Annotated in this window: 19 protein-coding genes; 10 read left to right on the top strand and 9 right to left on the bottom strand. The window is 64.0% G+C overall.

Annotated elements, in window-relative coordinates:
• Nucleotides 1-246: 246 nt before the first annotated feature.
• From NATGR_RS03160 to pyk, 3 genes are all read right to left on the bottom strand, one after another.
• Entirely contained in the window at nucleotides 247-960 is a 714-nt protein-coding gene (locus tag NATGR_RS03160; protein ID WP_005581552.1) for a hypothetical protein, read from the bottom strand.
• A gap of 95 nt (nucleotides 961-1,055) precedes the next feature.
• The gene (locus NATGR_RS03155; protein WP_005581554.1) at nucleotides 1,056-1,385 is read right to left on the bottom strand and encodes a DUF7312 domain-containing protein; all 330 of its coding nucleotides are present in this window, start codon (nucleotides 1,383-1,385) and stop codon (nucleotides 1,056-1,058) included.
• Between the two features lie 222 nt (nucleotides 1,386-1,607).
• Nucleotides 1,608-3,365 (bottom strand): pyruvate kinase, encoded by a 1,758-nt coding sequence (gene pyk, locus NATGR_RS03150; protein WP_005581555.1) that lies wholly within the window; start codon nucleotides 3,363-3,365, stop codon nucleotides 1,608-1,610.
• Between the two features lie 118 nt (nucleotides 3,366-3,483).
• Between pyk and NATGR_RS03145 the strand changes: the two genes are divergently transcribed.
• Nucleotides 3,484-3,771 (top strand): GYD domain-containing protein, encoded by a 288-nt coding sequence (locus tag NATGR_RS03145; protein ID WP_015233275.1) that lies wholly within the window; start codon nucleotides 3,484-3,486, stop codon nucleotides 3,769-3,771.
• An 18-nt stretch (nucleotides 3,772-3,789) separates the two neighbouring features.
• Here NATGR_RS03145 and NATGR_RS03140 read toward each other — a convergent pair whose 3' ends face one another.
• Nucleotides 3,790-5,898, bottom strand: coding sequence for a molybdopterin oxidoreductase family protein (locus NATGR_RS03140; protein ID WP_005581557.1), 2,109 nt, complete (start codon nucleotides 5,896-5,898; stop codon nucleotides 3,790-3,792).
• Between the two features lie 188 nt (nucleotides 5,899-6,086).
• Here NATGR_RS03140 and NATGR_RS03135 point away from each other — a divergent pair, with 188 nt between their 5' ends.
• Complete coding sequence (locus NATGR_RS03135) at nucleotides 6,087-7,805, top strand: formate--tetrahydrofolate ligase (protein WP_005581558.1); 1,719 nt, start codon at nucleotides 6,087-6,089, stop codon at nucleotides 7,803-7,805.
• A 13-nt stretch (nucleotides 7,806-7,818) separates the two neighbouring features.
• On the opposite strand, the gene NATGR_RS03130 is transcribed toward NATGR_RS03135, so the two are convergent.
• Complete coding sequence (locus tag NATGR_RS03130; protein ID WP_231990820.1) at nucleotides 7,819-8,727, bottom strand: winged helix-turn-helix domain-containing protein; 909 nt, start codon at nucleotides 8,725-8,727, stop codon at nucleotides 7,819-7,821.
• A gap of 74 nt (nucleotides 8,728-8,801) precedes the next feature.
• Between NATGR_RS03130 and NATGR_RS03125 the strand changes: the two genes are divergently transcribed.
• Nucleotides 8,802-11,000, top strand: coding sequence for a serine hydrolase domain-containing protein (locus NATGR_RS03125; protein WP_005581560.1), 2,199 nt, complete (start codon nucleotides 8,802-8,804; stop codon nucleotides 10,998-11,000).
• Between the two features lie 30 nt (nucleotides 11,001-11,030).
• On the opposite strand, the gene metG is transcribed toward NATGR_RS03125, so the two are convergent.
• Nucleotides 11,031-13,181: a methionine--tRNA ligase gene (gene metG, locus NATGR_RS03120; RefSeq protein ID WP_005581561.1), complete on the bottom strand. Its 2,151-nt coding sequence runs from the start codon at nucleotides 13,179-13,181 to the stop codon at nucleotides 11,031-11,033.
• Between the two features lie 369 nt (nucleotides 13,182-13,550).
• On the opposite strand from metG, the gene NATGR_RS03115 reads away from it, so the two are divergent.
• The 4 genes from NATGR_RS03115 to NATGR_RS03100 all read left to right on the top strand — a co-directional run bounded on the left by NATGR_RS03115 (nucleotide 13,551) and on the right by NATGR_RS03100 (nucleotide 17,442).
• Entirely contained in the window at nucleotides 13,551-13,895 is a 345-nt protein-coding gene (locus NATGR_RS03115; RefSeq protein WP_005581563.1) for a hypothetical protein, read from the top strand.
• Between the two features lie 199 nt (nucleotides 13,896-14,094).
• Nucleotides 14,095-15,891 carry a tetraether lipid synthase Tes gene (gene tes, locus NATGR_RS03110; protein ID WP_005581564.1) on the top strand — a complete coding sequence of 599 codons (1,797 nt, stop codon included), beginning with the start codon at nucleotides 14,095-14,097 and terminating at the stop codon, nucleotides 15,889-15,891.
• A 160-nt stretch (nucleotides 15,892-16,051) separates the two neighbouring features.
• The gene (gene trxA / locus NATGR_RS03105) at nucleotides 16,052-16,411 is read left to right on the top strand and encodes a thioredoxin (protein WP_005581565.1); all 360 of its coding nucleotides are present in this window, start codon (nucleotides 16,052-16,054) and stop codon (nucleotides 16,409-16,411) included.
• Complete coding sequence (locus NATGR_RS03100) at nucleotides 16,408-17,442, top strand: NAD(P)/FAD-dependent oxidoreductase (RefSeq protein WP_005581566.1); 1,035 nt, start codon at nucleotides 16,408-16,410, stop codon at nucleotides 17,440-17,442. Before trxA ends, NATGR_RS03100 begins: the two co-directional genes overlap by 4 nt.
• Nucleotides 17,443-17,808: 366 nt before the next feature.
• Here the strand turns inward: NATGR_RS03100 and NATGR_RS03095 are convergent, their stop codons facing one another.
• The 3 genes from NATGR_RS03095 to NATGR_RS03085 all read right to left on the bottom strand — a co-directional run bounded on the left by NATGR_RS03095 (nucleotide 17,809) and on the right by NATGR_RS03085 (nucleotide 19,731).
• Entirely contained in the window at nucleotides 17,809-18,444 is a 636-nt protein-coding gene (locus NATGR_RS03095) for a vitamin K epoxide reductase family protein (RefSeq protein ID WP_005581567.1), read from the bottom strand.
• 320 nt (nucleotides 18,445-18,764) lie between these two features.
• A complete protein-coding gene (locus NATGR_RS03090) occupies nucleotides 18,765-19,208 on the bottom strand; it encodes a CBS domain-containing protein (protein ID WP_005581568.1) in 444 nt (147 codons plus the stop codon).
• 79 nt (nucleotides 19,209-19,287) lie between these two features.
• Nucleotides 19,288-19,731 (bottom strand): pyridoxamine 5'-phosphate oxidase family protein, encoded by a 444-nt coding sequence (locus tag NATGR_RS03085; protein ID WP_005581569.1) that lies wholly within the window; start codon nucleotides 19,729-19,731, stop codon nucleotides 19,288-19,290.
• Between the two features lie 112 nt (nucleotides 19,732-19,843).
• On the opposite strand from NATGR_RS03085, the gene NATGR_RS03080 reads away from it, so the two are divergent.
• From NATGR_RS03080 to NATGR_RS03070, 3 genes are all read left to right on the top strand, one after another.
• The gene (locus tag NATGR_RS03080; RefSeq protein WP_005581570.1) at nucleotides 19,844-20,593 is read left to right on the top strand and encodes a sugar phosphate isomerase/epimerase family protein; all 750 of its coding nucleotides are present in this window, start codon (nucleotides 19,844-19,846) and stop codon (nucleotides 20,591-20,593) included.
• 42 nt (nucleotides 20,594-20,635) lie between these two features.
• On the top strand, nucleotides 20,636-21,121 hold the full coding sequence (locus NATGR_RS03075; RefSeq protein WP_005581572.1) for a universal stress protein: 486 nt from the start codon (nucleotides 20,636-20,638) through the stop codon (nucleotides 21,119-21,121).
• A 666-nt stretch (nucleotides 21,122-21,787) separates the two neighbouring features.
• Nucleotides 21,788-22,780 carry a transposase gene (locus NATGR_RS03070; protein WP_015233235.1) on the top strand — a complete coding sequence of 331 codons (993 nt, stop codon included), beginning with the start codon at nucleotides 21,788-21,790 and terminating at the stop codon, nucleotides 22,778-22,780.
• Nucleotides 22,781-22,789: the final 9 nt, after the last annotated feature.

The raw sequence follows: 22,789 nt of genomic DNA, 5'->3' as shown, positions 1-22,789 counted from the left end.
TGGTGACCTGATCGGGATGGGACTCGGCCGGGTGATCGACCGTCTCGAGAGCATCAGGCTCGAGATGCTGCTTGCTCTCGCCGATCGGATGGACCTGTCGAACGGGGGTACGGAGCCACTAGTACCGTCCCAACCGTCGACTGACGGGTCGAATCGAGCCACACCGCCAGATTCGACCCCGCAGTGCAGGCTTGGCCCACCACTCGAAGCGACGAAAGCCGGGGCGCAGAACAGTCTCGAGGAACGTCAGGAGTCGACGGTGAAGCCCTCTAACTGGTCTGTTAGCACGGTCTCACGTTCGTCTTCGTCGGTAACCGTCCACCAGGCGATCCGATCGATCTCGAGCGGCCGGAACGACGAGACGAGTGCGAGCCACTCACAGGAGGCGATGGTGTAGCACGGGTCGCTGGTGTCCAGTGGTGAGGACTCGAGTTCCGCATCGACGGCCGTGAGGAACTCGACGACGTCCTGGTCGGGGCGAGCGGCGTCGACGCCGGCCAACTGGCGAAGATACTGGAACGTCGAGGGACCGACGCCGGCGATCGAGCCGATTGGATTCTCGTCGTGCCGGTAGTGGTCGGCCTCGGCGGCCCACCCCGAAAGCGCGGCGAGGTCATCGTCTTCGGGTCGATCCGCGAGTACGTCTGCGGCCTCGAGGAGGACGTGTCGTTTCCGCTCTGCGCCGAGTGCGTCGACGAGATCGTCGCTTTCGGGATCGAGCGCTGCAAGTTCGTCGAACGAGGTGACACGGTTGGTCTCGAGGAACGTCTCTTGGAAGCGTTCGACTGCGGGTTTGATGCCGCCCGTGAAGCGTTGGCCGGTCGTCGAGGCAGCCGCCTCTGTGAGCAACAGATAGGGATCGTCGCCGGTCCAGCGCCGATGCTCGAGAAACGCCCGTGCCAGTTCCTCGTGGGGCGTCCCCGCTGCGTACCGCTCGAGGACCGTCCGGACCGCATCCATGGCTACCGTATCACACGGCAATCTTTTAGCTGTTACGAGGGTTGCATCGCTGCGAGAAAGTAGCGTCGAGCGGTCCAACGAAGTAAAAACTGCGGTTACAGCGGAAGCGAAACGACGTGAGCGATGACGAGCACCATCGCAACTGCGCCGACCAGGACGAACACGACGTTCTCGAGGGTTGGCTCGCCGGCTTCGATCCGTGCGGAACCGGGTTCGGGTGCATAGGGGTCGGTTTCGTCGTTCTCGTCGTCCCCGGGATCGGTGGTCGTCGGGTCGCTGTCGTCTCTCGAGAGGTTCATCGGGATGCGATCCGTTTCGGCTGAAGATGTCGGCGTATCGCGTTCCGTCGGCGGTGCCTCGGCCGCCCCGGGGGGTGACTCCCGCCGGTCGTCTTCGCCGTTCGTTCCGAACGGGTCGTCTGTCATATCCGCTCGTAATGGGTCGGCGGTCAAAAACCCGTGGTACTGTGTCTCGCCGGTCGAGAGTCAGACGGACGGCCGCAACTCGCCGACGCCCGCCTGGGCCATCGCACGGTTGTGCGATCCGTCGGCACTGGAGCGGGTGGCATACGGACTGCTGTCCCGCTGTCCCGGCGCGACCGCAGGCGGGCTCGCGGTCGCGCTGGAACTGACGGACAGCAAACCATATCAGACCCGATTCGTCCGGTCGCCGATCTCGCCTGCGTAGACGACGCCACGTTCGGCGTCGACAGTTACTGTGGTCCCGTCCTCGAGTTCCGAGACGGCGGCGTCACTGATCATCGGCACGTCCATCTCGCGGGCGACGAGCGCCGGATATCCGGTCATCCCACGCTCCGCGTTGACGATGCCACCGATCTTTGTGGGGTCGCCGTCGAACTCGTCGTCGAACTCTGCTGGCAATGCGAGGATCGCACCGTCCGGTACGTCCGAGAGATCCCCGCCGGGGACGCGAGTGACGGGGCCGGTCGCACAGCCGTCGACGACGACCCGTCCCGTCGTCAGTGCTTCAGCGGCGACGTGAACTTTCATCATGTTCGTCGTGTTGGCTCCCTCGAGGTCGGTCATCATGCCACAGAGGACGACGACCGTGTCGCCGCTTTCGGCGACGCCGGCGTCCAGAGCCGACTGGACGGCTTTCTGGACGACTGCGTCGGCACCTTGGTCGGAGACGCGGGCATAAAGCGGAGTGACGCCCCACGAGAGCGCGAGTCGCCGACGGATTTCGTCGTTCTGTGTCGAGGCGACGACGGGAACGCCGGGCCGATATTTGGCGGTCTTGAGCGCGGTGTAGCCGGACTCGGTCGCAGCGACGACCGCGTCCGCGCCGATATCGCGTGCGAGGTAGCGTGCCGATCGTGCCAGGGCGTCGGTACGGGATTCGCCTGCAGTCGGGACGCGTTGCTCGAGCAGTTCCTCGTACTCGGTGGAGTGTTCGACCTGACGGACGATGCGGTCCATCGCCTCGACGACGGCGACTGGATGGTCGCCGACCGCGGTTTCTGCCGAGAGCATGACGGCGTCGGTGCCGTCGATGACGGCGTTTGCCACGTCCGACGCCTCCGCACGCGTCGGTCGCCGGGCCGTCACCATCGAGTCGAGCATCTCGGTCGCCGTGATGACTGGCGACCCGGCGTTTCGACTGGTGCGAATGATCCGTTTCTGGATCATCGGGACATCTTCCATCGGGCACTCGACGCCGAGGTCGCCGCGAGCGACCATCACGCCGTAGGCGGCTTCGACGATAGCTTCTAGGTTCTCTACGGCACCCGCGCGTTCGATCTTCGCGACGATCGGGATGTCGGCATCGAACTCCTCGAGCACTTCGTTGACCTCGTAGACGTCGTCGGCGTCCCGGACGAAACTCGCCGCGACGAAGTCGACATCTTTGCTGGCGGCGAGTTCGAGCTCTCTGCGGTCGCTTTCGGTGACGATGTCGAGGTCGAGGTCGCTGCCGGGGACGGTGACGCCCTTTCGACTGCCGAGTTTGCCGCCGGTGTCGACACGTGCCCGAATCTCGTCGTCCGAACACTCGAGGACGGTCGTCTCGATCAGTCCGTCGTCGAGCAGGATTCGATCCCCCGGTTCGACAGTGTCGATCGACAGTGAGAGGCCGACGGTCTCTGAAGAGACCGCGTCGCCGTCGACGAACCGGATCTCCGAGTCGGTCTCGAGCAGCACCGTTTCGTCCGCGGGGAGAGGTGGAGTTCGGATCTCCGGTCCCTGCATGTCCAGCATGACTGCGACGGGTTCGTCGCGGGCCTCGTCGACGGAGCGGACGCGATCGATGAGGTCGGCCCGGTCTTCCCGGCTCCCGTGGCTCGCGTTCAACCGGGCGACGGACATCCCGGCGTCGGCGAGATCACGAATCGTCCGCCGGTCGTTCGAGGCCGGCCCCAGCGTACAGACGATCTTCGCGTTTCGCATGACTCGAGCTACCTCGAGCACAGTCAAAAGGCCGGTGGTTTACTCGGTCTTGAGTCTACTTTGCTGGCCGTCTCGTGCCACGCCAATCGTTTTCCGCGTGGTCGTCTCCAACTCGAGCGTGAACAGGTACGTCTCGCTCATCGAACTCGCGGATCGCGACGTCCAGAACACACAGGAACTCGCGTCGATCTGGGGTGAGATCAGGACGGAGTTTGCAGAACACGACGCCGACCTCGTGGATTCCTACGCTATTCTCGGCGAACAGGACTTTCTCGTGGTCTTCGAAGCCGACGATCGCGAGGGAGCGTTCAAAGCCGCACTGACGCTTCGCCGGCACGGACTCGACGGCCAGACGATGGCGGCCGTCGAAACCGACGAGTTCGCCCACCTGGTCGACGAGATCTGAGGCCGAAGCCGCAGTGGCTTACGTCGACTCGACGGTCACTGCGCTGTGTTTGTACTCCGGAATCTTCGCTACCGGATCGAGCGCGTCGCCAGTCAGGACGTTGATCAGCGGTTCCGCGTAGTGGAACGTGGTAAAGACCGTTCCGGACGTGATCGCCGCCGTCACCTCGGCGGAGACGGTCACGCTCCCGCGGTCGTTCGAGAGCTGTACCTCGTCACCGTCGTCGATCCCTCGCTCGGCGGCGTCGTCGGGGTGGATCTGGACGACGTCCTCGCCGCGCAGTCGCATCAGCGTCCCCGACCGCCGGGTGAGTGCGCCGCTGTTGAAGTGCTGGAGCACGCGGCCCGTCGTCAACACGAGCTGGTCGTCCTCGAGGTCGTCGGCCGGCGGGACGTGGTCGACGGGAGCGAGTTCCGTCCGGCGGTCACCGTTCGCGAACGCTGCTGTGTGGAGGACGTCCACCCCTTCGTTCGCACCGTCGGGGTAGGGCCATCGCTGGTACTCCTCACCGATCTCCTCGTAGGACATCCCGCCGTAGATCGGCGCCACCTCCGTCAGTTCGTCGAAGACAGTCGCGGGACCGTCGTACTCGAACCCGAGGTCGGTGAGCCGTCGCCCGACCGCCTGGAGAATCTCGAGGTCGCGACGCGCCTCGCCAGGGGGTTCGGCGGCCGGGCGCATCCGCTGGACACGGCGATCGGTGTTCGTGACTGTGCCTGCTTTTTCGGCCCAGGCGCTGCCGGGGAGGACGACGTCGGCGAGTTCTGCGGTCGCGGTCTCGTAGAGATCGATGACCGCCAAGAAGTCAAGATCCGCGAGCGCGTCGGCGACCTCGCTGGCGTTCGGTTCGGTGACGGCGGGATTCTCGCCGAAGACGACGGCAGCGCGAATCCCGTTGTCCTCGCCGACCGAGCGAGTCCACTCGACCTGCGTGCGGCCGGGTTCGGCGGGCGGCTCGAATCCCCAGACGTCGGCACAGCGCTCGCGAGCGTCGGCGTCGGTTACGGCGTCGTATCCCGGCAGATCGCCCGGGCGTGCGCCCACGTCGTTCGCACCCTGGACGTTGTTCTGTCCCCGCAGCGGGTTGATTCCGGTACCGGGTTTCCCGACGTTACCGGTGAGGACGGCGAGGTTGATCAGCGCGTGGACGTTGTCTGTCCCGCAGTGGTGCTGGCTCATCCCCATCCCCGTAAACGCGGCAGCGCGGTCGGCCTCGCCGTAGGCCCGGGCCGCCTCCCGCAGGTCGTCCGGGTCGACGCCCGCTTCCCGCGCGTTCGCCTCGACGTCGACGTCCTCGAGGTGGGCCTCGAACGCCTCGCGGCCGTCGGCGCGGTCGTCGAGAAACGCCTCGTCGACCAGCCCCTCCCCCACGACGACTTTCGCCATCGCGTTCAACAGTGGGATGTCGTAGCCCGGCGTGACGGGGAGGTGAACGTCCGCCTTGCTCGTCGTCTCGGTCTCGCGGGGATCGACGTGGAGCAGCGTCGTTCCGTCGTCGACGGCGGGTGCGAGATACGACTGAAACGCGATCGGATGCTGTGCAGCCGGATTTGCACCACAGACGAGAAAGACGTCCGCCTCGCCGACGTCCTCGAGCGTGTTTGTCATCGCGCCGGCCCCGAACCGCTCGACCATCGCGGCGACCGTCGAGGCGTGACAGAGCCGCGCACAGTTGTCGATATTGTTCGTCCCCAGCGCGCGAGCGATCTTCTGGACCAGGTAGTTCTCCTCGTTGGTGCAACTCGAGGAAGCGAAGCAGGCGACGGCTTCTGGGCCGTGTTCGTCGACGGCGGTGCGGATACCCGACTCGAGGCGGTCGAGTGCCTCGTCCCACGGCGCGGTCACGTGCGTCCCGGACTCGTAGACGAGTGGCCGAACGAGCCTGTCCGCGCTACGGACGGGTTCGAACGCGGCGACGCCTTTCGGGCACACTTCACCGCGGCGGTTGACCGATCCCGCCCAGCCGGTGGCCTTGTCGCGGTTGCCGTGTCGGATGCCACAGCCGACGCCACAGAACGGACAGATGCTCTTCTGGGAGTCGAACGCGGATTCGGCCTCGGTACCCGAGTCTCCGTTCTCGGCGGCTGACCCGAGAAACGGACTCGGCGGATCGTCGGCAGTTCCCATACGCGAGAGTTGAACCGGGCCCGACGTTAAGTATGCCTCCGATTCCGAGTCTTCGACAATGCGATATCGGCGTCACTGACCCCTCTTTCGTTGCCCGGTCTCGTATCTGACGGTCAACCGACACAGATGTTCCCAGATCGTGATAGTCGGGGATGGTATTTGACCCAGACTGCTTCGAATGTCGTCGCATGACCACACCATCCTCGGACGAACCGATCGCATCGGACGCAGAAATCGCCCGTACTGCCGAGAAAACGCCGATCGAAGACGTCGTCGCACCGCTCGGACTCGAGCCGAAAGACCTCGAGCCCTACGGCGACCACGTCGTCAAACTCGCACCCGAGACGACCCACGAGCTGACAAATCGAGGGGCGGCCGACGCCCGATACGTCCTCGTCACGGGCATGACGCCGACGCCACGCGGCGAGGGGAAGACGGTGACGAACGTCGGGCTCGCCCAGGCGTTCGATCGGCTCGGAAAGTCGGCCGTCGCAGCAGTCCGGGAGCCGTCGCTCGGCCCCGTCTTCGGCATCAAGGGCGGCGCGGCCGGTGGTGGCTACTCGCAGGTGCTCCCGATGGAGGACATCAACCTCCACTTCACGGGCGACTTACACGCCATCACGTCGGCACACAACCTCATTTCGGCGACGCTGGACAACCACGTCCACCAGGGTAACGACGAGGGGATCGACGTCACCGAGGTCGTCTGGCCGCGAGCGATCGACGCCAACGACCGCGCGCTGCGGGAGCTCGTCGTCGGCCTCGGCGGCTCGACCAACGGGAAACCACGCGAGGGTGGGTTCGTCCTCACCGCGGCCTCAGAGTTGATGGCCGTCCTCTGTCTCGCCGATAGCGTCGCCGACCTCAAAGAACGGATCGGCCGGATCGTCGTCGCCTACGACGTCGACGACGAGCCGGTGACCGTCGACGACCTCGGCGTCACCGGCGCGGTCGCAGTCTTGCTCAAAGACGCGTTCCAGCCCAACGTCGTCGGCACGATCGAGGGGACGCCGGCGTTCGTCCACGGCGGCCCGTTCGCGAACATCGCCCACGGGACGAACTCGATCGTCGCCGACAAGATCGGCGGCGCACTGGCCGACTACGTCGTTACCGAGGCCGGCTTCGGCGCGGATCTCGGCGCCGAGAAGTTCTTCGACATCGTCGCTCCCGCAGCCGACCTCCAGCCCGCCGCCGCGACGCTCGTCGTCTCCGTCCGCGCGCTGAAGTGCCACGGGAAAGACATGTGGCCCGTCGAATTCGACGCGCTCGAGGAGCCAGATGTCGAGGCGGTCCGTGCCGGCTTCGAGAACCTCGACCGACACGTCTCCGTCTTGCAGAAGTACGGCGTCCCCGTCGTCGTCGCGGTTAACCGCTTCCCCGGCGACACCGACGAGGAAGTCGACGCCATCCTCGAGCACTGCCACGACGACCTCGACGTTCGGGCGGCAGAATCGACCGTCCACCGTGACGGCGGCGAGGGCGGCATCGACCTCGCGGAGGCCATCGACGCCGCAATCGACGCCCACGACGACGAGTTCAGCCCACTGTACGAACAGGACGCGCCCGTCGAGGAGAAGATCCGGACTGTCGCGACGGAGGTCTACGGTGCCGACAGCGTCACGTTCACCGCCGACGCTCGAGACGACCTCGAACGCCTCGAGCGCGTCGACCTCGAGACGGCTCCGGTCTGCCTCTCGAAGACGCCCTACTCCTTCAGCGACGACTCGTCGAAAAACGGCGCGCCGGAAGGATGGGAGCTGACAGTTCGCGAACTGCGTCCCTCCGCGGGTGCGGGCTTCGTCGTCGCGCTAACCGGCGACGTACTCACGATGCCCGGTCTGCCGTCCGAGCCGGCGGCACTCGAGATGGATCTCGAGGACGACGGGACGGTGACGGGGCTGTTCTGATCGATTGCGGTCGTCACTCGCCGATCTCCTGTTGCAGATCGAGGATCGTTGCGTTTTCGTCGACGAACATAGCCAGTCGATCACCCTCGAGTTCGACGTCGACGCGGAGTTCGACCGGGTCCTCGGCGACCGCTGTGACCGCCGTGTCGTCGACGAACGGCAGTTCCCACGCTGGCCGCTCGGTGACGTCGACCCCGCGCGCCCAGCAAAACGAGATCACGCCCGGATGGGTGATGGGGACCACGCCGACGTGCGAGCCGCCGAGTGGCCCACACTCGACACAACTCGCATCGAAGGTGTACGTCCACGACGTGTCGCCGTCACCCTCGTCGTTTACGGTCACCGACCGCTCGACAGTCGCCTGACAGTACGGACAGATCCCCGCGAGAAACTGCTCGACCGTGTGTCGCCACAGCGTCGCTGCGACCTCGAGGAGCCGTGGCAGTTCCAGCCCCCGATCGGCCGCACCAGCGGGTCTGACGGCGTGGGCGTACAGCGTCTCGTCGCCACGCCGAATCTGTACGACGCTATCCTCGTAGACCGCCGTCAGCGGTGCACTCTCGTCCGCGTCGTCCGCGATCGTCGTCGGGCCACACGGCTCGTGGGAGCGCCAGGCATCGAGGTCGATCACCTTCACGATCTCGAAGCCAGCGAACGTGAGCCGGTAGCCGTCGTCGTCGCGCTCGAGAAACCTGTCGTCGAGTTGGCGAAGATGGTAGTTGAAGTTTCCCTTGTCCTCGATACCGACGGCACCTCGAAGCTCCGAGTACGGTGTGACTGTAGTCGTCGGTTCCCCATTCGCTTGCCCTCGGTCGTACAGCACCCGGAGAATCTCGAGGCGCGTCTCGTTGCCGAGCGCTTTGAACGGGTCGGCCGGGCGCTCGGCGAGTCGCGGGCGTTGCCCGTGTTGCTCGTCGCTCATCGTCTCGAGCCACATCTTCTGGAGTAAAATATTACTCCAAATGCATATTGTGCTGTCACGACAATTGATGGTCCATGACGCGACGACTTCCCCGCAGACGACTGCTCGCCGGTGCGGGCGGTTCCCTCTTCGGGCTCGGCGCTCTCGCCGGTCACGACAGCGGTGCAGCCGACGGCGACGACGGAAACCGCGTCCGGCCGTCCGAGACGGTCGGCACGCGAGACCCCGAACGGACCGACGAACTCTCGGCAGACGACCTCGAGATCGACCTCGAGGTCGACGACCTGGAACCGTTCGTCGACGACCTGATGGAGACCCACCTCGCGGACCACGACATCGTCGGTGCCGCGGTCGCCGTCGTCCACGGCGACGAGGTCGTGTTCACAAACGGGTACGGCGAGACCGACGCCGAGTCCGAAACGGCCGTCGAGGCCGACGAGACGGTGTTCCGGTTCGGCTCGGTGTCGAAACCGTTCGTCTGGACTGCCGTAATGCAACTGATCGAGGACGGACGGATCGACCCCCACGAGGACGTAAACAGCTATCTCGCGTCCGTCTCGATCCCCGAGACGGACGACGAACCGATCACGATGGCCCACCTGGCGACCCACACCGCCGGGTTCGAGGAGCGATTCCGCGGGACCTGGGTCGACGGTCCCGCCGACGTCCGGCCGCTCCCGACCGTCCTGTCCGAAGCACGACCCGAGCGCGTTCGTCCACCCGGCGAGGTCGTCTCGTACTCGAACTACGGGACGGCACTCGCCGCACAGGTCGTCGCCGACGTGACGGAAACGCCGTTCGAGGAGTACGTCGAACGGGAACTGCTCGACCCGCTGGGGATGGACCGATCGACGTTCGCACAGCCACTACCCGACGACCTCGCCGTCGACGCCGCGACCGGCTACAGCAGCCTCACGGGAACGCCGATGGAAGCACCCAGCCTCGCCCTCGAGTTGGCTCCGGCGGGCTCGCTGTCCGCGACCGTGACCGACGTGGCACGGCTGGCACGCGCTCACCTCGGCGACGGCGAAGTCGACGACGAACGGGTGCTCGAGGCAGAGACGGTCGACCGACTCCACGACCAGTGGTTCACTCACCACGAGGCGATCGACGGGATCGCGTTCGGGCTCTTCGAGGACAGCCACGGCGACGGACGGACGCTCTGGCACAACGGCCACGTTCCGGGCTCGTTCTACACCGACCTCCTGTTCGTGCCCGCGGCCGACGTCGGGGTCGTCCTCGCGTACAATACGGACACCGGCCAGCAAGCCGCGCCCGCATTTCGGCAGGCGTTTCTCGAGGAGTTCCTCCCCACCGATCCCGGGGACGACACCCCGGAACCGGAGGGACGACCCGAACGGGCCGACGAACTCGCAGGAACGTATCGCGGAACGCGGATCGCCGAATCGACGATGGCGAGGCTCCCCTCGACCCTGCAGGCGGGAAGCGTCGACGTCACCGTCGACGACGACGGCTACCTCGTCACCGACTTCGGCGGCGGTCCGGACCGATGGGTCGAACGCGACTCGCTGGTGTTCGAGGAACGGGACGGGAACGGAACTCTCGCGTTCGGCGCGACCGACGGGAAGATTACGCGGCTCTTCGTCGGCCACCAGGCCTTCGAGGGCGTCTCGAGCCACGAGTCGCTGTCGGTTCACGCCGGCCTCGCGGGCGCGACAGCCGTCGGGATGCTCTCGGGTGTCGTCGGCTGGCCGCTGGCGCGTGGCTGGCGGTGGATTCGTGACGACGGTGCCGACGGGTCGGCGGCTGGCTCGGACGGAGACAGAGACGAGAACGGAGACGGGGACAGAGAATCGGACTCGAGCGCTAACACGAACGCGACGGCCAGCGAACCCGCGGCGGATGCCGAGGACGACCGCGTCGTAGAGACGAGTGCCGAACCGCCTGCCGACTCCGACTCGAACTCGGGCTCGGCGGCGTCGCTCACGTCCCTGCTCTCACCGACTCGCGCACGCTGGCTCGCCGGCGGGACGATCGCGTCGCTGTTTGGCTTTCTCCTCGGGGCCGTCGCCGTCTTCCTGTTCAACCCCTACACGCTGTTCAGCAGCCCACCTCCGAGCTTCCAGGTAGTCTCGCTGCTACCGATCGTCGGCCCCGTCGGAACGGTGTTGGCAGCGATCTGTACGATACAGGCCTGGCGCGACCGCTGGTGGGGACTCCCGTCCCGGCTTCACTACACGCTCGTCGTCCTCTCGATGGCCGGGTTCTGCTGGTTGTTTGCCTACTGGAATTTCCTCGGACTCCCGTTCTGACGGGCGGAAAAAGGGCGACGAGATACGACGCTACTCTACCTTCTCGCCGACTTCGGCGTCCCCGTGGGTCGTCAGCAGGTGCGCCTCTTCGCCCGCGGCGAGGAGCATCCCGTTGGACTCGACGCCGAACAGTTCGGCGGGCTCCATGTTCACAAGCAGGATGCACTTCTCGCCGGGCAGTTCGTCGAGGTCGTGCAGTTGCTTGATGCCCGCGACGACCTGGCGGGTCTCGAAGCCGATGTCGACCTCGAGACGCGCGAGGTCGTCCGCGCCCTCGATACCCTCGGCAGTCTCGATACGGCCGACGCGCATGTCGAGGTCCTGGAACTGTTCGAAGCCGATGCGATCCTCGGCCAGTGGCTCGAGGTCGTCCGTGTCTCCCATACCATCGGATACGTCGGCATCGGTGTCGTCGCTTTCGGTTTCGTCCTCGCCTTCGTCTTCGTCGTCGGCCGCGGCAGCGACCCGTTCCTCGAGTTTCTCGTTGAGTTCCGCCACGCGGTCGTCCTCGATCTTCTCGAAGAGTTCGCCAGGTTCGTCGAAGTTCCGCGGCGGGGCCTCGAGGGCGTCCTCGAGGGAAGCGTCCGCGATATCGCCGTCTTCGCCGAGTTGCTCCCACAGGCCCTGGGCCTTGTCGGGGGCGATGGGCTCTAAGAGGACCGCGACGGCCTTGGCGATCTGGACGCAGTCGCGGATGACCTGGGCTGCTTTCTCGGGGCCTCGCGGCTCGTCGCCGCTCGGCTCTTCCGAGGCGCGTCGCGCCTCGCTCTCCTCGTCGGTGAGCTTCCAGGGTTCGTGGTGCTGGATGTACTCGTTGCCGAACTGCGCGAGCTGGGTCCCAGCCTGGCCGACGCCCCGCAGCGAGTAGTCGTTGACGGCCTCGCGAACGTCCTCGATCGCGCCGTTGATCCGGTTTTCGACGTCTTCCGAGACGTCCGCGTCGGGCGTGCCCTCGTAGTTGCGGTAGGCAAACAGCAGCGATCGATACCAGAAGTTGCCGACCGTGCCGACGAGTTCGCCGTTTACTTTCTCCTGGAAGGCGTCCCAGGAGAAGTCGACGTCCTGCTGGAGGCCGCCGGTCGTCGTCAGATAGTACCGCAGCAAGTCGGGGTGGAACCCCTCCTCGAGGTACTCCTTCGCCCAGATCGCACGATTCCGACTGGTCGAGAGCCCCTTGCCGTTGATCGTGATGAAGCCAGTCGCGGCGACGCCACGGGGCTCGTTGTAGCCTGCACCCTCGAGCATCGCTGGCCAGAAGATCGTGTGGTGCTGGATGATGTCGCGGCCGATGACGTGGACAATGTCACCCTCGCCCTTCCAGACCTGCTCCCAGTCGTACTCGTCGGTGCCGACGCGCTCGCTGTACTGTTTCGTACTCGAGATGTACTCGATCGGGGCATCGACCCAGACGTAGAGGACGACGTCCCGCTGCTCCTCGCCAGGGTAGTCGATCCCCCACTCCATGTCGCGGGTGAGACACCAATCCTGCAGACCGTCCTCGATCCACTGCCGGGGCTGGTTCTGCGCGTTCGAAGTCCCCTCTAAGTCGTCGAGAAACTCCGTGAGGAAGTCGGCAAACTCGGAGACCTCGAAGAACTTGTGGGAACGCTCGCGGTACTTCGCGGGGTTGCCCGTGATCGAACTTACCGGGTCCTCGACTTCGCCAGGTTCGAGGTGGCGCTGACAGCCCTCGTCACACTCGTCGCCACGGGCTTTCTCGCCACAGTAGGGACAGGTCCCCTCGACGTAGCGGTCGGGGAGATACTGGTCGGCGTCGGGATCGTAGGCGACCTGGATCTCCTTTTCGTAGACGTATCCTTCCTCGTCTAACGTGCGGACGATCTCCTGGGTGAGTTCGGTGTTCGTCTCGTCGTGGGTGTGGCCGTAGTTGTCGAAGTCGACGTTGAACTTCGGAAACGTCTCCTCGTACTGTTCGTGCCACTCCAGCGCAAACTCCTCGGGATCGACGCCCTCCTGCTCTGCGTTGACGGCGACCGGCGTCCCGTGCATGTCCGAGCCACAGACGTAGGCCGTCTGCTGGCCGAGCGTCTCGAGGGCCCGTGCGAAGGCGTCGCCACCGACGTACGTTCGCAGGTGGCCGACGTGTAGGTCACCGTTAGCGTAGGGCAACCCACAGGTCACGACAGCTGGACTGTCCGTCGGAAACTCGTCGTTGCTCATACTCGTACTCTCTGCATGGCGAGCGTAAAACCCGCCGGTTTTCGGTCAGTTTTCGAGCGACACCGCTGACGTTCGAACCGAACGCGTCGGAGTCCGGCACCACCGATTGCGACGGGGCTTCCGAGCGCCGGGCCTGCAGCCGTCGAAATCGTGGCGACCGATCGAGAGTGGCCGTGGCGTACGGCTGTCTCCCCGCCCTACTGCGCTCCTCGCTCCCGACGTCGCTGTGGTGCTCCCCGAGGACGGGAGTTTGCCTGTAAGAGTTAACTCGAGTGGGATGGTAGCCCGACCGTGTGATCGCTCCGATCACGTCCGTCACTCCCTGCGACGGACGACCACCGCTTCGATGCGGCCAGTGACTCTCGACCGATGACGAACAGCGACGACGGTGTTCCCTCGCTCGCGCTTTTGGACGCCCTCGCCGATCGCATCCTCGAGTACGCCGCGGCGGAACTCGAACCCGAGCGAACGACGCTCGAGGTGATGGGGTATGCCGACGGCGACTACGAGATTCGGGCCTACGAGACGCGCTCGATCCAGCCCGACGCCGACGGCGGAGAGATCTGGGAGCGCGTGGCAATCAGGTACAATCGCCAGATCGAGTGGATTCAACTACACCACTACCGCGAATCGGACGACGGACGGACGACCCGAGAGGTACGCGACCTCGAGTCGTATCCGGACCCGGTCGCGCTCGCTGGCGACGACGAGTAGCACCGCGTCGCGGGGCACTCACGATCGAACTTGTTTGATCGACTATAATAAACACTGGTATCGTTCCCAATTTACAGAACCCGGCGGCGGTATTCGATGGCACACGTCGTCGATCATCGAACGGTGATCGTCGATGGCTGGGGAGCAACCGTCGAAATCGGGGCAGAGAATACAGCAAAACGAGGGTCGATCGAGACAGGTGACCGTCTCGTCTCGCGCACCACTCTCGCGAGAGGACGCGATCGATTTTGCGTCGCGGATCGCGCCGGGCGCGGATCGGTACCTGAAGGTGACGGGCAGTCTCTGTCCTGACTGCGTCGCCGCCGACCGAGACGACGACCTGCTCGTCCCGATGGTCGTCTACGAGGCCGCCGACGAGATTCGGCTCGCCAAGGTGTGTGACGACCACGGCGAGATTCGTGACGTATACTGGCGGGACGCGTCGCTGTATTATCGGGCTCGAGCGTGGGACGACGAGTCGGACCACCTCGGCTCGTCTCACCACGAGCCGGACGGTGTCCCCACGTGTCCGACCGATTGCGGACTCTGCCCGGCACACGAGTCCCACACCGGACTCGGCAACGTCTCCGTCACGAATCGGTGTGATCTCTCGTGCTGGTACTGCTTTTTCTACGCCCGCGAAGACGACCCACTCTACGAGCCGACGAAGTCCCAGATTCGAGAGATGGCAGCGGCGATGGCCGACGAAGAGCCGATCGGCTGTAACGCCATACAGCTCACCGGCGGCGAGCCGACGTTGCGTGAGGATATCGACGAGGTCGTCGAGACCGTCGGGGAGGTGGTCGACCACATTCAGCTCAACACACACGGTGCGACGTTGGCGGACGACACCGCGCTCGCTCACGACCTCCGGGAGGCCGGGGTCAACACCCTGTACACGAGCTTCGACGGTGTGGACCCGGAAACGAACCCGAAAAACTACTGGGAGATGCCCGACGCCCTCCGTGCCTGCAGGGAGGCCCAGCTACCGGTCGTCCTCGTGCCGACAGTCATCGGCGGACAGAACGACCACCAACTCGCCGACATCATCCGGTTCGCTGCTGCGAACATCGACGTCGTCCGAGGAGTGAACTTTCAGCCCGTCTCGCTGGTCGGCCGAATGCCCGACCACCAGCGTCACGCCCAGCGAGTGACCATTCCCGATGCCATCCACGCCATCGAGGACGGCACTAACGGCGCGATTCCGGCCGACGCGTGGTATCCGGTCCCGAGTGTTCTCCCGGTCAGCGCGTTCTCCTGGCTGTGGAACGAGCGACCGCTCTACGAGCTTTCGGCACACTTTGCGTGTGGCATGGCAACGTACGCGTACGTCGACGAGGATCGTCTCGTCCCGATTACGGAGTTCGTCGACGTCGACGAGTTCCTGCGGGCACTCGAGGAGCTCGCTGACGAGTTCGACGCGCCGCTCGGGCGTCTCCAGCGGGCCCGCGTCGGCACGCGTCTCGCCTACGAGTTGTATCGAGTCGTGGACCGATCGGCCGAACCCGACGACGTCCACTTCGGTCGGTGGCTCCTCGAGTCGCTCAGGTCCGGGACGTACGACGGTCTCGTCGAGTTCCATCGCAACGCGTTGTTCCTCGGGATGATGCACTTCATGGACCCGTACAACTACGACGTCGACCGGGTCGAACGGTGTAGCGTCCACTACGGAATGCCAGACGGTCGCGTCGTCCCGTTCTGTTCGTACAACGTCTTGCCGGAGCGATACCGCGATGTCGTCCAGGAGGCATACGCGATCGGCGTCGAGGAGTGGCTCGAACGTGACTACGCCAGGGCCGTCGACGCCGACGCCGCCGACGTAACGCGGCTCCGGTCCGAGACGATTACCGCTCGGGAAGAGGATCAAGAGGCCCTACGCGAGGGACCTGGCGTCTACGGGTACGACGTCAAACGTCGCCGCGACCTCGACGAGTCGGCTCGTGATCGCATCCACGAGACGTACGATAGGGCCTTGACGGAACTCGAGCCTGTCTGATCGCGTCTCTTGTGCAGGTCACTGCTCTGGAAGCGGATCGACTGGACGGCCGGGTCTATCTCGTAACTGAGTGTCTCCGTCCGTCGGCTCTCCTACCGTCGCCACTGTATTGTACAATAAACACAAACCTTTAAACGGCAGTGGGCCGTATCAAGAGGTGATGGCAACTGATGCACACAGTGGAACGAACGGCACCCCTGCAGACGAGCCACTCTACGTCGACGGTGAGCAGCACCTCGACGACGTCGTCACCGACCACGACGTCGTCCTCGTGGACTTCTACGCCGACTGGTGTGGCCCCTGTCAGATGCTCGAGCCCGTCCTCGAGACGCTGGCCGAGGAAACCGACGCCGTGATCGCGAAGGTCGACGTCGACGAACACCAGCTACTGGCCGGCGACTACGGCGTCCGAGGTGTGCCGACGATCCTGCTGTTCGCGGACGGCGAACAGGTCGAACAGCACGTCGGTGTCTTGCCCGAAGACCGACTGCGGGGCCTAATCGACGAGTACACCGAATGAGCGATGCGGGCAACGCGGCCGAAATTCGAGACGTAGTGATCGCCGGCTCCGGCGTCGCTGGCCTCTCGGCAGCAGTCTACGCCGCACGGGCCGACCTCGAGCCGCTCGTGCTCGAAGGCCCAGAACCCGGCGGCCAGTTGACGTTAACGACCGACGTCGAGAACTTCCTGGGCTTTCCCGAAGGCGTCGGCGGCATGGAGCTGATCCAGCGGGGTAAAGAGCAAGCAAAGCGATTCGGGGCAGAGTTCGCTCACGGAACCGTCGAGAACGCGACTCTCGAGGATCGGCCGTTCGAACTCACACTCACGAACGGCGAGGTCGTCAGGACGGGGGCACTCATCGTCGCGACCGGTGCCAGCGCCCGCTGGGTCGGCGCGGAGAACGAGGACGAACTGATGGGCTATGGCCTCTCGACGTGTGCGACCTGCGACGGCGCGTTCCACCGTGGCGACGACGTGCTCGTGATCGGGGGCGGCGACTCGGCGATGGAGGAAGCACTCTTCCTCACGAAGTTCGCCGAGAGTGTCACCGTCGTCCACCGCCGGGACGAGCTCCGGGCCTCCGAGGTGATGGCCGACCGCGCCCTCGAACACGACGATATCCAGTTCCGCTGGAACACCGAACTGCTCGAGATCCACGGCAGCCAGGAGACCGGCGTCACCGGTGCGACACTGCTCTCACATCCCGACGGCCGCCCGAAAGAGAAGCGAGACGACGGCAACGACGTCGAACGGGAAGAGGTCGACGTCGGCGGCATCTTCTACGGCGTCGGCCACGTCCCCAACACCGACTTTCTCGAGGACACGCCAGTCGAACTGTCCGACAGCGGGCACCTTGAGACCCTCGAGGGGATGACCACCGAGACGACCGTCGCGGGCGTCTTCGGCGCGGGCGACGTGATGGACCCCGACTACCGGCAGGCGATCACGTCCGCCGGCACGGGAAGTATGGCTGCCCTCGACGCCGAGGAGTGGCTCGATAAGCGGCCGGACGAGGCCACACAGGAGTTGCTCGCGGAAGCGAGCGACTAGTGGCGGCCCAAGCCTGCACTGATGGGTCGAATCTGGCGGTGTGGCTCGATTCGACCCGTCAGTCGACGGTTGGGACGGTACTAGTAGCGTCCCATGTCTACTCTGACTAGTGCACTCTACTTCTGATCGAGAATCGTGATTGGTTTGGGCAAACTCTCAACTAGGCGGTCGACACGACCAGGTTCGACCCACAGTGCAGGCGTGGTTCGCCGTTAGGACTCGAGGGCACACGAACTTGCGAGATCCGGAGACGTTTCACGATGTACATTCGACGTACCACGGTTACGCGATGAGGACCAGCGGCTGACTTCGCGGAGACGTGGTCGTCGCTCGAGACCGGACGGACCGACGGCGAAAAGAAGTCGGTTACGCGAACGGAACCGGGTCCGGGAGCGGCAGGAGCGGAATCAGGAACATCCCGACGATGGCGACCAGACCGATCAACATCGGGATGACGACGACGGCGACGTTGGTCTGATCGAACAACGTCCCAGCGTCACCAACCATCTCGGAGAGTGGCGGTGCATCGCTCCGTCGGAGGATCGCCAACTCGAGTCCGAAGAGGATCACAGTCGCGGCTGCCGACATCATACAGAACGGACAGATTTCACCGATCGGAACGAGTTGGAGCCAGACGAAAAACGCCGAGAAGACGACGCCAGACGCCGTGAGCGGCGTGAGGATCTTGACGATCAGGGGGTGACGCGTGTCGAACCACCAGAGCGTGAATCCGAGCGTGAGCAGGTAGTAGAACGCACCAAGCGTCGCGAGGGGCACGCCGAACACGTAGGCCCACTGGCTCGTGATGACCTCGATGCTTCCCTGCACTGGCGCGTCAGCCGGTATTGCAGGGAGTGCGAATACGTGGATTGCGGTCAACAGCGAACTGACCAGCCAACCGAGGACGGCGACAGCCGCGAACGTCCCAAACAGGAACGAGACGCTCGAGGAGTACTGCCACTCGGAGTCGAAGGATCGGATGGATCGGGTTTTCGTCGACATACACGTCGTGGTACGGAGGGGAGGTATTAATATATTGTGCTCTATTTCCAATACTGTGTAACGAGGAAGTCGCTCGCTACGGTTTCCTCGAGACTGGCCGACCCGACCCACAGACTACTATGTCGCTGTATCGGTACAAGCAGAGTAATTCGCTGTTTCACAGACACCGACGGACAGCAACTCCGGACCACATTTGCGACGACGACTCACGATCCGGCTGCCAGACTGAGCCAGTAGTATTGTCGGCTAAACACAACAGGAGTCGACAGGGTCTCGCGAGAGAGCGTGCGAGCCGGAGCCCACTCTAATCGATGGACAGCTCACAGACCCGTCCACTCGTCGGCACGCCGCTGTCTTCGCTGACGGATCGTCTTGACTTCGCCCGTCAGCTCGCCATAGTGATCGACGAGATCCCAGGTCGTTACGATCCCTCGTAACGTCAGATCCTCGACGACGACGAGTTTCTTGATCTGCTCTTCACGCATCCGGTCGACGACGAGACGAACGGGGGCCGTCGGTTCGACGGTCTCGAGTGGATGGCTCGCAACCTTCCGCGTCGGAATCTTCGTGATCGGTCGGTCTGCACGATAACTGGCGTAGACGACGTCCGATTCCGTGACGATTCCGTACGGCGTCCCGTCGTTCGTAACGACGACGCTGCCGACTTCCTCTTCGACCATCCGCTTTGCCGCCGGCGCGAGAGACGTATCACGTTCACAGGTGACGACGTTTTCAGTCATGACGTCCGTGACGCGAGCACACATACTGATCTATTGGAGCTGTGATGAGTTAACTTTTGTAGCGACTCTCGGCGTTTGCAGTCTGGGGCCGGGTGCCCCTGGGCTAGTCGGGAACGCTTTTCCGACCCGTAATAGCCTTCGGGTCCAGACAGAAATCCTGGAACGGAATCTCGTCTCGCGGTCGATCGAAGATATCGATAGTCGGAATTGTGACTGCCCACATCTGCTGGACTTCGATCGACTCCTCTGGCAAGTCGGAAAGCGGTTCGAGCGGTCCGCTCGCGACGACGCTACGCCAGCCCTCGTCAGTTTCGTCGTAGACGGTGAGTGTGACCGGGTTGTCGATGACGTCTTCTTTGCTGGTTCCCGAAGAAAAAGAAAGTCGGAAATAGAATCTTTCGGCTTCGGCGGCGTACCCGTAGGAGACCGGAAACGCGGTCGGTGATTCGTCGGGACCAGTCCCGAACGCGAGCACTCCCGTCCCGCCGTTTCCCAGAAACTCGTTTCGTTCCGCTTCAGGCAGGTTGATCCAGCGAAGTCCCCTCATCCAGAGTCGCTACCACGGCGAGAGTAAAAAACCACGGCCGCCACAGCACTGGGCCACTTCACCTCACACGCCGTCGGACAAAATCTATGACGCCACCGGCCCGTGAACACGTATGGACCTCGGGCTCACCGTAGGCGACTCGATCGATCGAACGGCACGAACCATCGACGGCTTCGACTTCGCGGAGCTATCGATCGGTGAAGGAACAGATATGGACTCGATCAACAGCGAACGACTCGAGACCGTCCTCGAGGGTTCGGACGCCGACCTCTGTGTCCACCTCCCGTTCAAACAGGTCGTCGCGACGTCCGTCCCCGAGATCGACGACGCAATTCGGGAGTACCTGTCACGGCTACTCGAGTGGGCGGGCTCGGTCGACGCACGAAAGGCCGTTCTCCACGGGACCGCTCGCAACCCCCACGACACCGATCTTCGGCCGATCTTCGCGGCCCAGCTCGAGGCGATCGGCACGGCGGCCGAGGCAGAAGGTGTCGAACTCGTCGTGGAGAACGTCGGTCACCAGAAACGGGGACTCCCGCTCTCGGTACTTGGCGACCTCGCGCGCGAAACCGACACGTCAGTCTGTTTCGACATCGGTCACGCGTACATGGAAGACGGTAACGACGCCGTCGACCGGTTCCTCTCGGGATACGGCGATCTCGTCTCGCACCTCCACGTCCACGACGCCCGCAGCAGGGGTGACACCCACCTGCCGATCGGTGCTGGCGAGATCGACTACGGCATCGTCACCGACCACCTCGCCGGCTTCGACGGCACCGTCGCAATCGAAGTGTTCACCGACGACCTCGCGCTGTTGCAGGATACGGGAGAACGGGCGACGGCCGCACTCGAAGACGCCTGACCACCCTCCGGAGTTAATGTACGTGGCGTGGAAGCCGCGTCCATGACGTTTGTCGTCCCGTTCGACGGATCGAACCTCGCAGAAGCTGCACTCGCCAGAGCCGTCGAATACGGCCGGGCTCTTGAGGAAGACGTCGTCGCCGTGACGGTCGTTCCCGAACGCACCCGGTACGCACGGGAGAAAAACTGGATCGGCGAGGACGAACCCTACGACATCGACGCCGCCGTCGACCGACTCCGGGAGCAAGTCGGGGACCTCGCCCCCGACGCCGCCTTCGAGTACGACCGCATTCGAGAGTTCCCATCGGAGGACCGCATCGCCGACCACGTCGAACGGCTGGCACTCGAGTACGACCCCAGCGTCGTCTTCCTCGGCAGCGACAACGTCGGGCGCGTCGTCACGCCGTTGACGAGCGTCGGCGTCCACGTCGCTGCCGAGCGAGTCTACGACGTCTTCGTCGTTCGACAACTGCACCCGCCGAAAGTGGATGCACTCGAGCCACACACCGAGTTCTACGAGGACGAATGACACGCACACACGCCAGGTCTCCAAGCGCGGCCCCTGCAGTCGGCACGGACTCACGACCTCGAGACGATCAGCGTCGGTGACAGTCCGGACTCGGCAGTATCGCTCGAGTGCCACACTGGTGTCTGTTCGGAGGCGAATCCACACCCAACGGCACGGTCGAGTACGTCAGCAACGCAACCGTTTACGGCGATCAGGGACGGCGATATCGTTAGTCGTTTCCACGCGGCCGTACCGACCGAACGTCCTCAAAACCGACAGACGACGAAACTTCAAGGGAGTTCTGTAACGGTTCTGCGGCCGCCTGATTATCAGAGTTGAAACCGATACCGAGCGTGTTTTCATTTACTCGGTTGAATCGTGAGCTAATTATATGTACGACTGATTCACAGGCTAATCCAGCACCAGACGGCTGGCGGAAAGATGCGCCGGGTGATCGGGTCGGACAGTTTCACCCCAGCGCGTGCAGTCGTAGTAGGCACTGAAAGTCAGTGCGCACCTGATCGCACGAGGGCTGTACGATCGGTGCACACGAGTTTCAGTTGTTACTCTGTTGCACGCTCTCGGCAGTGGTACTTCCGCACTCTGGTGTGGAGAAATACACATGTTCGAAACGAGGGTGTCATAGAACGAGTAGCACACTAAAGAGCAGGGTGAACGCTGAGGTGGATGAGTTCAGCGACCCTGCAAGATGACCCTTCGGTAGACTCGTTTTTCAATGTCGTGGAGACCGAGACGCTAGCGCTGTTCGAGCACCTTTCCTTCGAGTTTCTCGAAGAGTTCGACGTGTTCGCCCCGGCGGAGACGGGGCGAACACGAGACCACGAACCTCCAGAGCTGATGCGTGGCTTTCTCCACTGCTACTACAAGGACATCTACGGCATTCGCCCCGTTGAACGAGAGCTACGGAATACAGTTGTCTGGCTGAGCTGTGGGTTCGATCGACCGCCGTCGAGAGACGCGGTCGATCGCTTCCTCACCGATCTCGAACACGTCGTTGACGAGGTTTTCGACCACCTCGTCGAGCAGGCCGCCTTGCGGGGCCTGCTCGACTTGACCTACTCCATTGATTCAACTGACGTGAGGGCGATGCCTGCCGATCAAGACGCGTCGAAGTGCTACGATCCAACCAACGACGAGTACTACCACGGCTACGGCTGTACAATCGTCTCGACCGGGCAAAAGATCCCGATTGCGGCGGAGTTCACAGAGAGTAAACAAGCGACAGAGGAGACGGCGATGCGCGTCACCCGTGACGCGCTCGCCGTCGCCAAGCCGATTTGGATGGTCGGTGACAGTGCCTACGACACGCTGGACTGGCACGACCACCTGCTGGCTGCAGGGGTCGTGCCAGTCGCCCCGTACAACGCGCGAAACACCGACGACCCGAAAGATATCGAGTATAGGGTCGAAGACCGTATCGAACAACACAGCGAGGACGTTCAGTTGAAGCAGTCCACGTTGGATGAGACGTACAACCGCCGTACTGGAGTCGAACGAACCAACGAATCAGTGAAGGACTGCGGCCTCGGGCGAACGCACGCCCGAGGCCGCGTTCACGCACGATCGCAGGTGTTCCTCGCTCTGTGCCTTCGTCTCGTCATCGCAATTACCAACTACGAACGTGGAGACAATCCGGGAAGCACCGTGATCACGGTGTGAGAACTCTTC

Origin of the sequence: Natronobacterium gregoryi SP2 (assembly GCF_000230715.2) — an archaeon.
GTDB classification, from domain to species: Archaea; Halobacteriota; Halobacteria; order Halobacteriales; family Natrialbaceae; genus Natronobacterium; species Natronobacterium gregoryi.
This window is presented reverse-complemented; position numbering and strand designations above follow the sequence as displayed.

Coding starts and splice junctions, on each gene's coding strand:
- NATGR_RS03160 (WP_005581552.1), bottom strand. CDS start 960: ATGGATGCGGTCCGGACGGTCCTCGAGCGGTACGCAGCGGGGACGCCC.
- NATGR_RS03155 (WP_005581554.1), bottom strand. CDS start 1,385: ATGACAGACGACCCGTTCGGAACGAACGGCGAAGACGACCGGCGGGAG.
- pyk (WP_005581555.1), bottom strand. CDS start 3,365: ATGCGAAACGCGAAGATCGTCTGTACGCTGGGGCCGGCCTCGAACGAC.
- NATGR_RS03140 (WP_005581557.1), bottom strand. CDS start 5,898: ATGGGAACTGCCGACGATCCGCCGAGTCCGTTTCTCGGGTCAGCCGCC.
- NATGR_RS03135 (WP_005581558.1), top strand. CDS start 6,087: ATGACCACACCATCCTCGGACGAACCGATCGCATCGGACGCAGAAATC.
- NATGR_RS03130 (WP_231990820.1), bottom strand. CDS start 8,727: ATGAGCGACGAGCAACACGGGCAACGCCCGCGACTCGCCGAGCGCCCG.
- NATGR_RS03125 (WP_005581560.1), top strand. CDS start 8,802: ATGACGCGACGACTTCCCCGCAGACGACTGCTCGCCGGTGCGGGCGGT.
- metG (WP_005581561.1), bottom strand. CDS start 13,181: ATGAGCAACGACGAGTTTCCGACGGACAGTCCAGCTGTCGTGACCTGT.
- NATGR_RS03115 (WP_005581563.1), top strand. CDS start 13,551: ATGACGAACAGCGACGACGGTGTTCCCTCGCTCGCGCTTTTGGACGCC.
- trxA (WP_005581565.1), top strand. CDS start 16,052: ATGGCAACTGATGCACACAGTGGAACGAACGGCACCCCTGCAGACGAG.
- NATGR_RS03100 (WP_005581566.1), top strand. CDS start 16,408: ATGAGCGATGCGGGCAACGCGGCCGAAATTCGAGACGTAGTGATCGCC.
- NATGR_RS03095 (WP_005581567.1), bottom strand. CDS start 18,444: ATGTCGACGAAAACCCGATCCATCCGATCCTTCGACTCCGAGTGGCAG.
- NATGR_RS03090 (WP_005581568.1), bottom strand. CDS start 19,208: ATGTGTGCTCGCGTCACGGACGTCATGACTGAAAACGTCGTCACCTGT.
- NATGR_RS03085 (WP_005581569.1), bottom strand. CDS start 19,731: ATGAGGGGACTTCGCTGGATCAACCTGCCTGAAGCGGAACGAAACGAG.
- NATGR_RS03080 (WP_005581570.1), top strand. CDS start 19,844: ATGGACCTCGGGCTCACCGTAGGCGACTCGATCGATCGAACGGCACGA.
- NATGR_RS03075 (WP_005581572.1), top strand. CDS start 20,636: ATGACGTTTGTCGTCCCGTTCGACGGATCGAACCTCGCAGAAGCTGCA.
- NATGR_RS03070 (WP_015233235.1), top strand. CDS start 21,788: ATGAGTTCAGCGACCCTGCAAGATGACCCTTCGGTAGACTCGTTTTTC.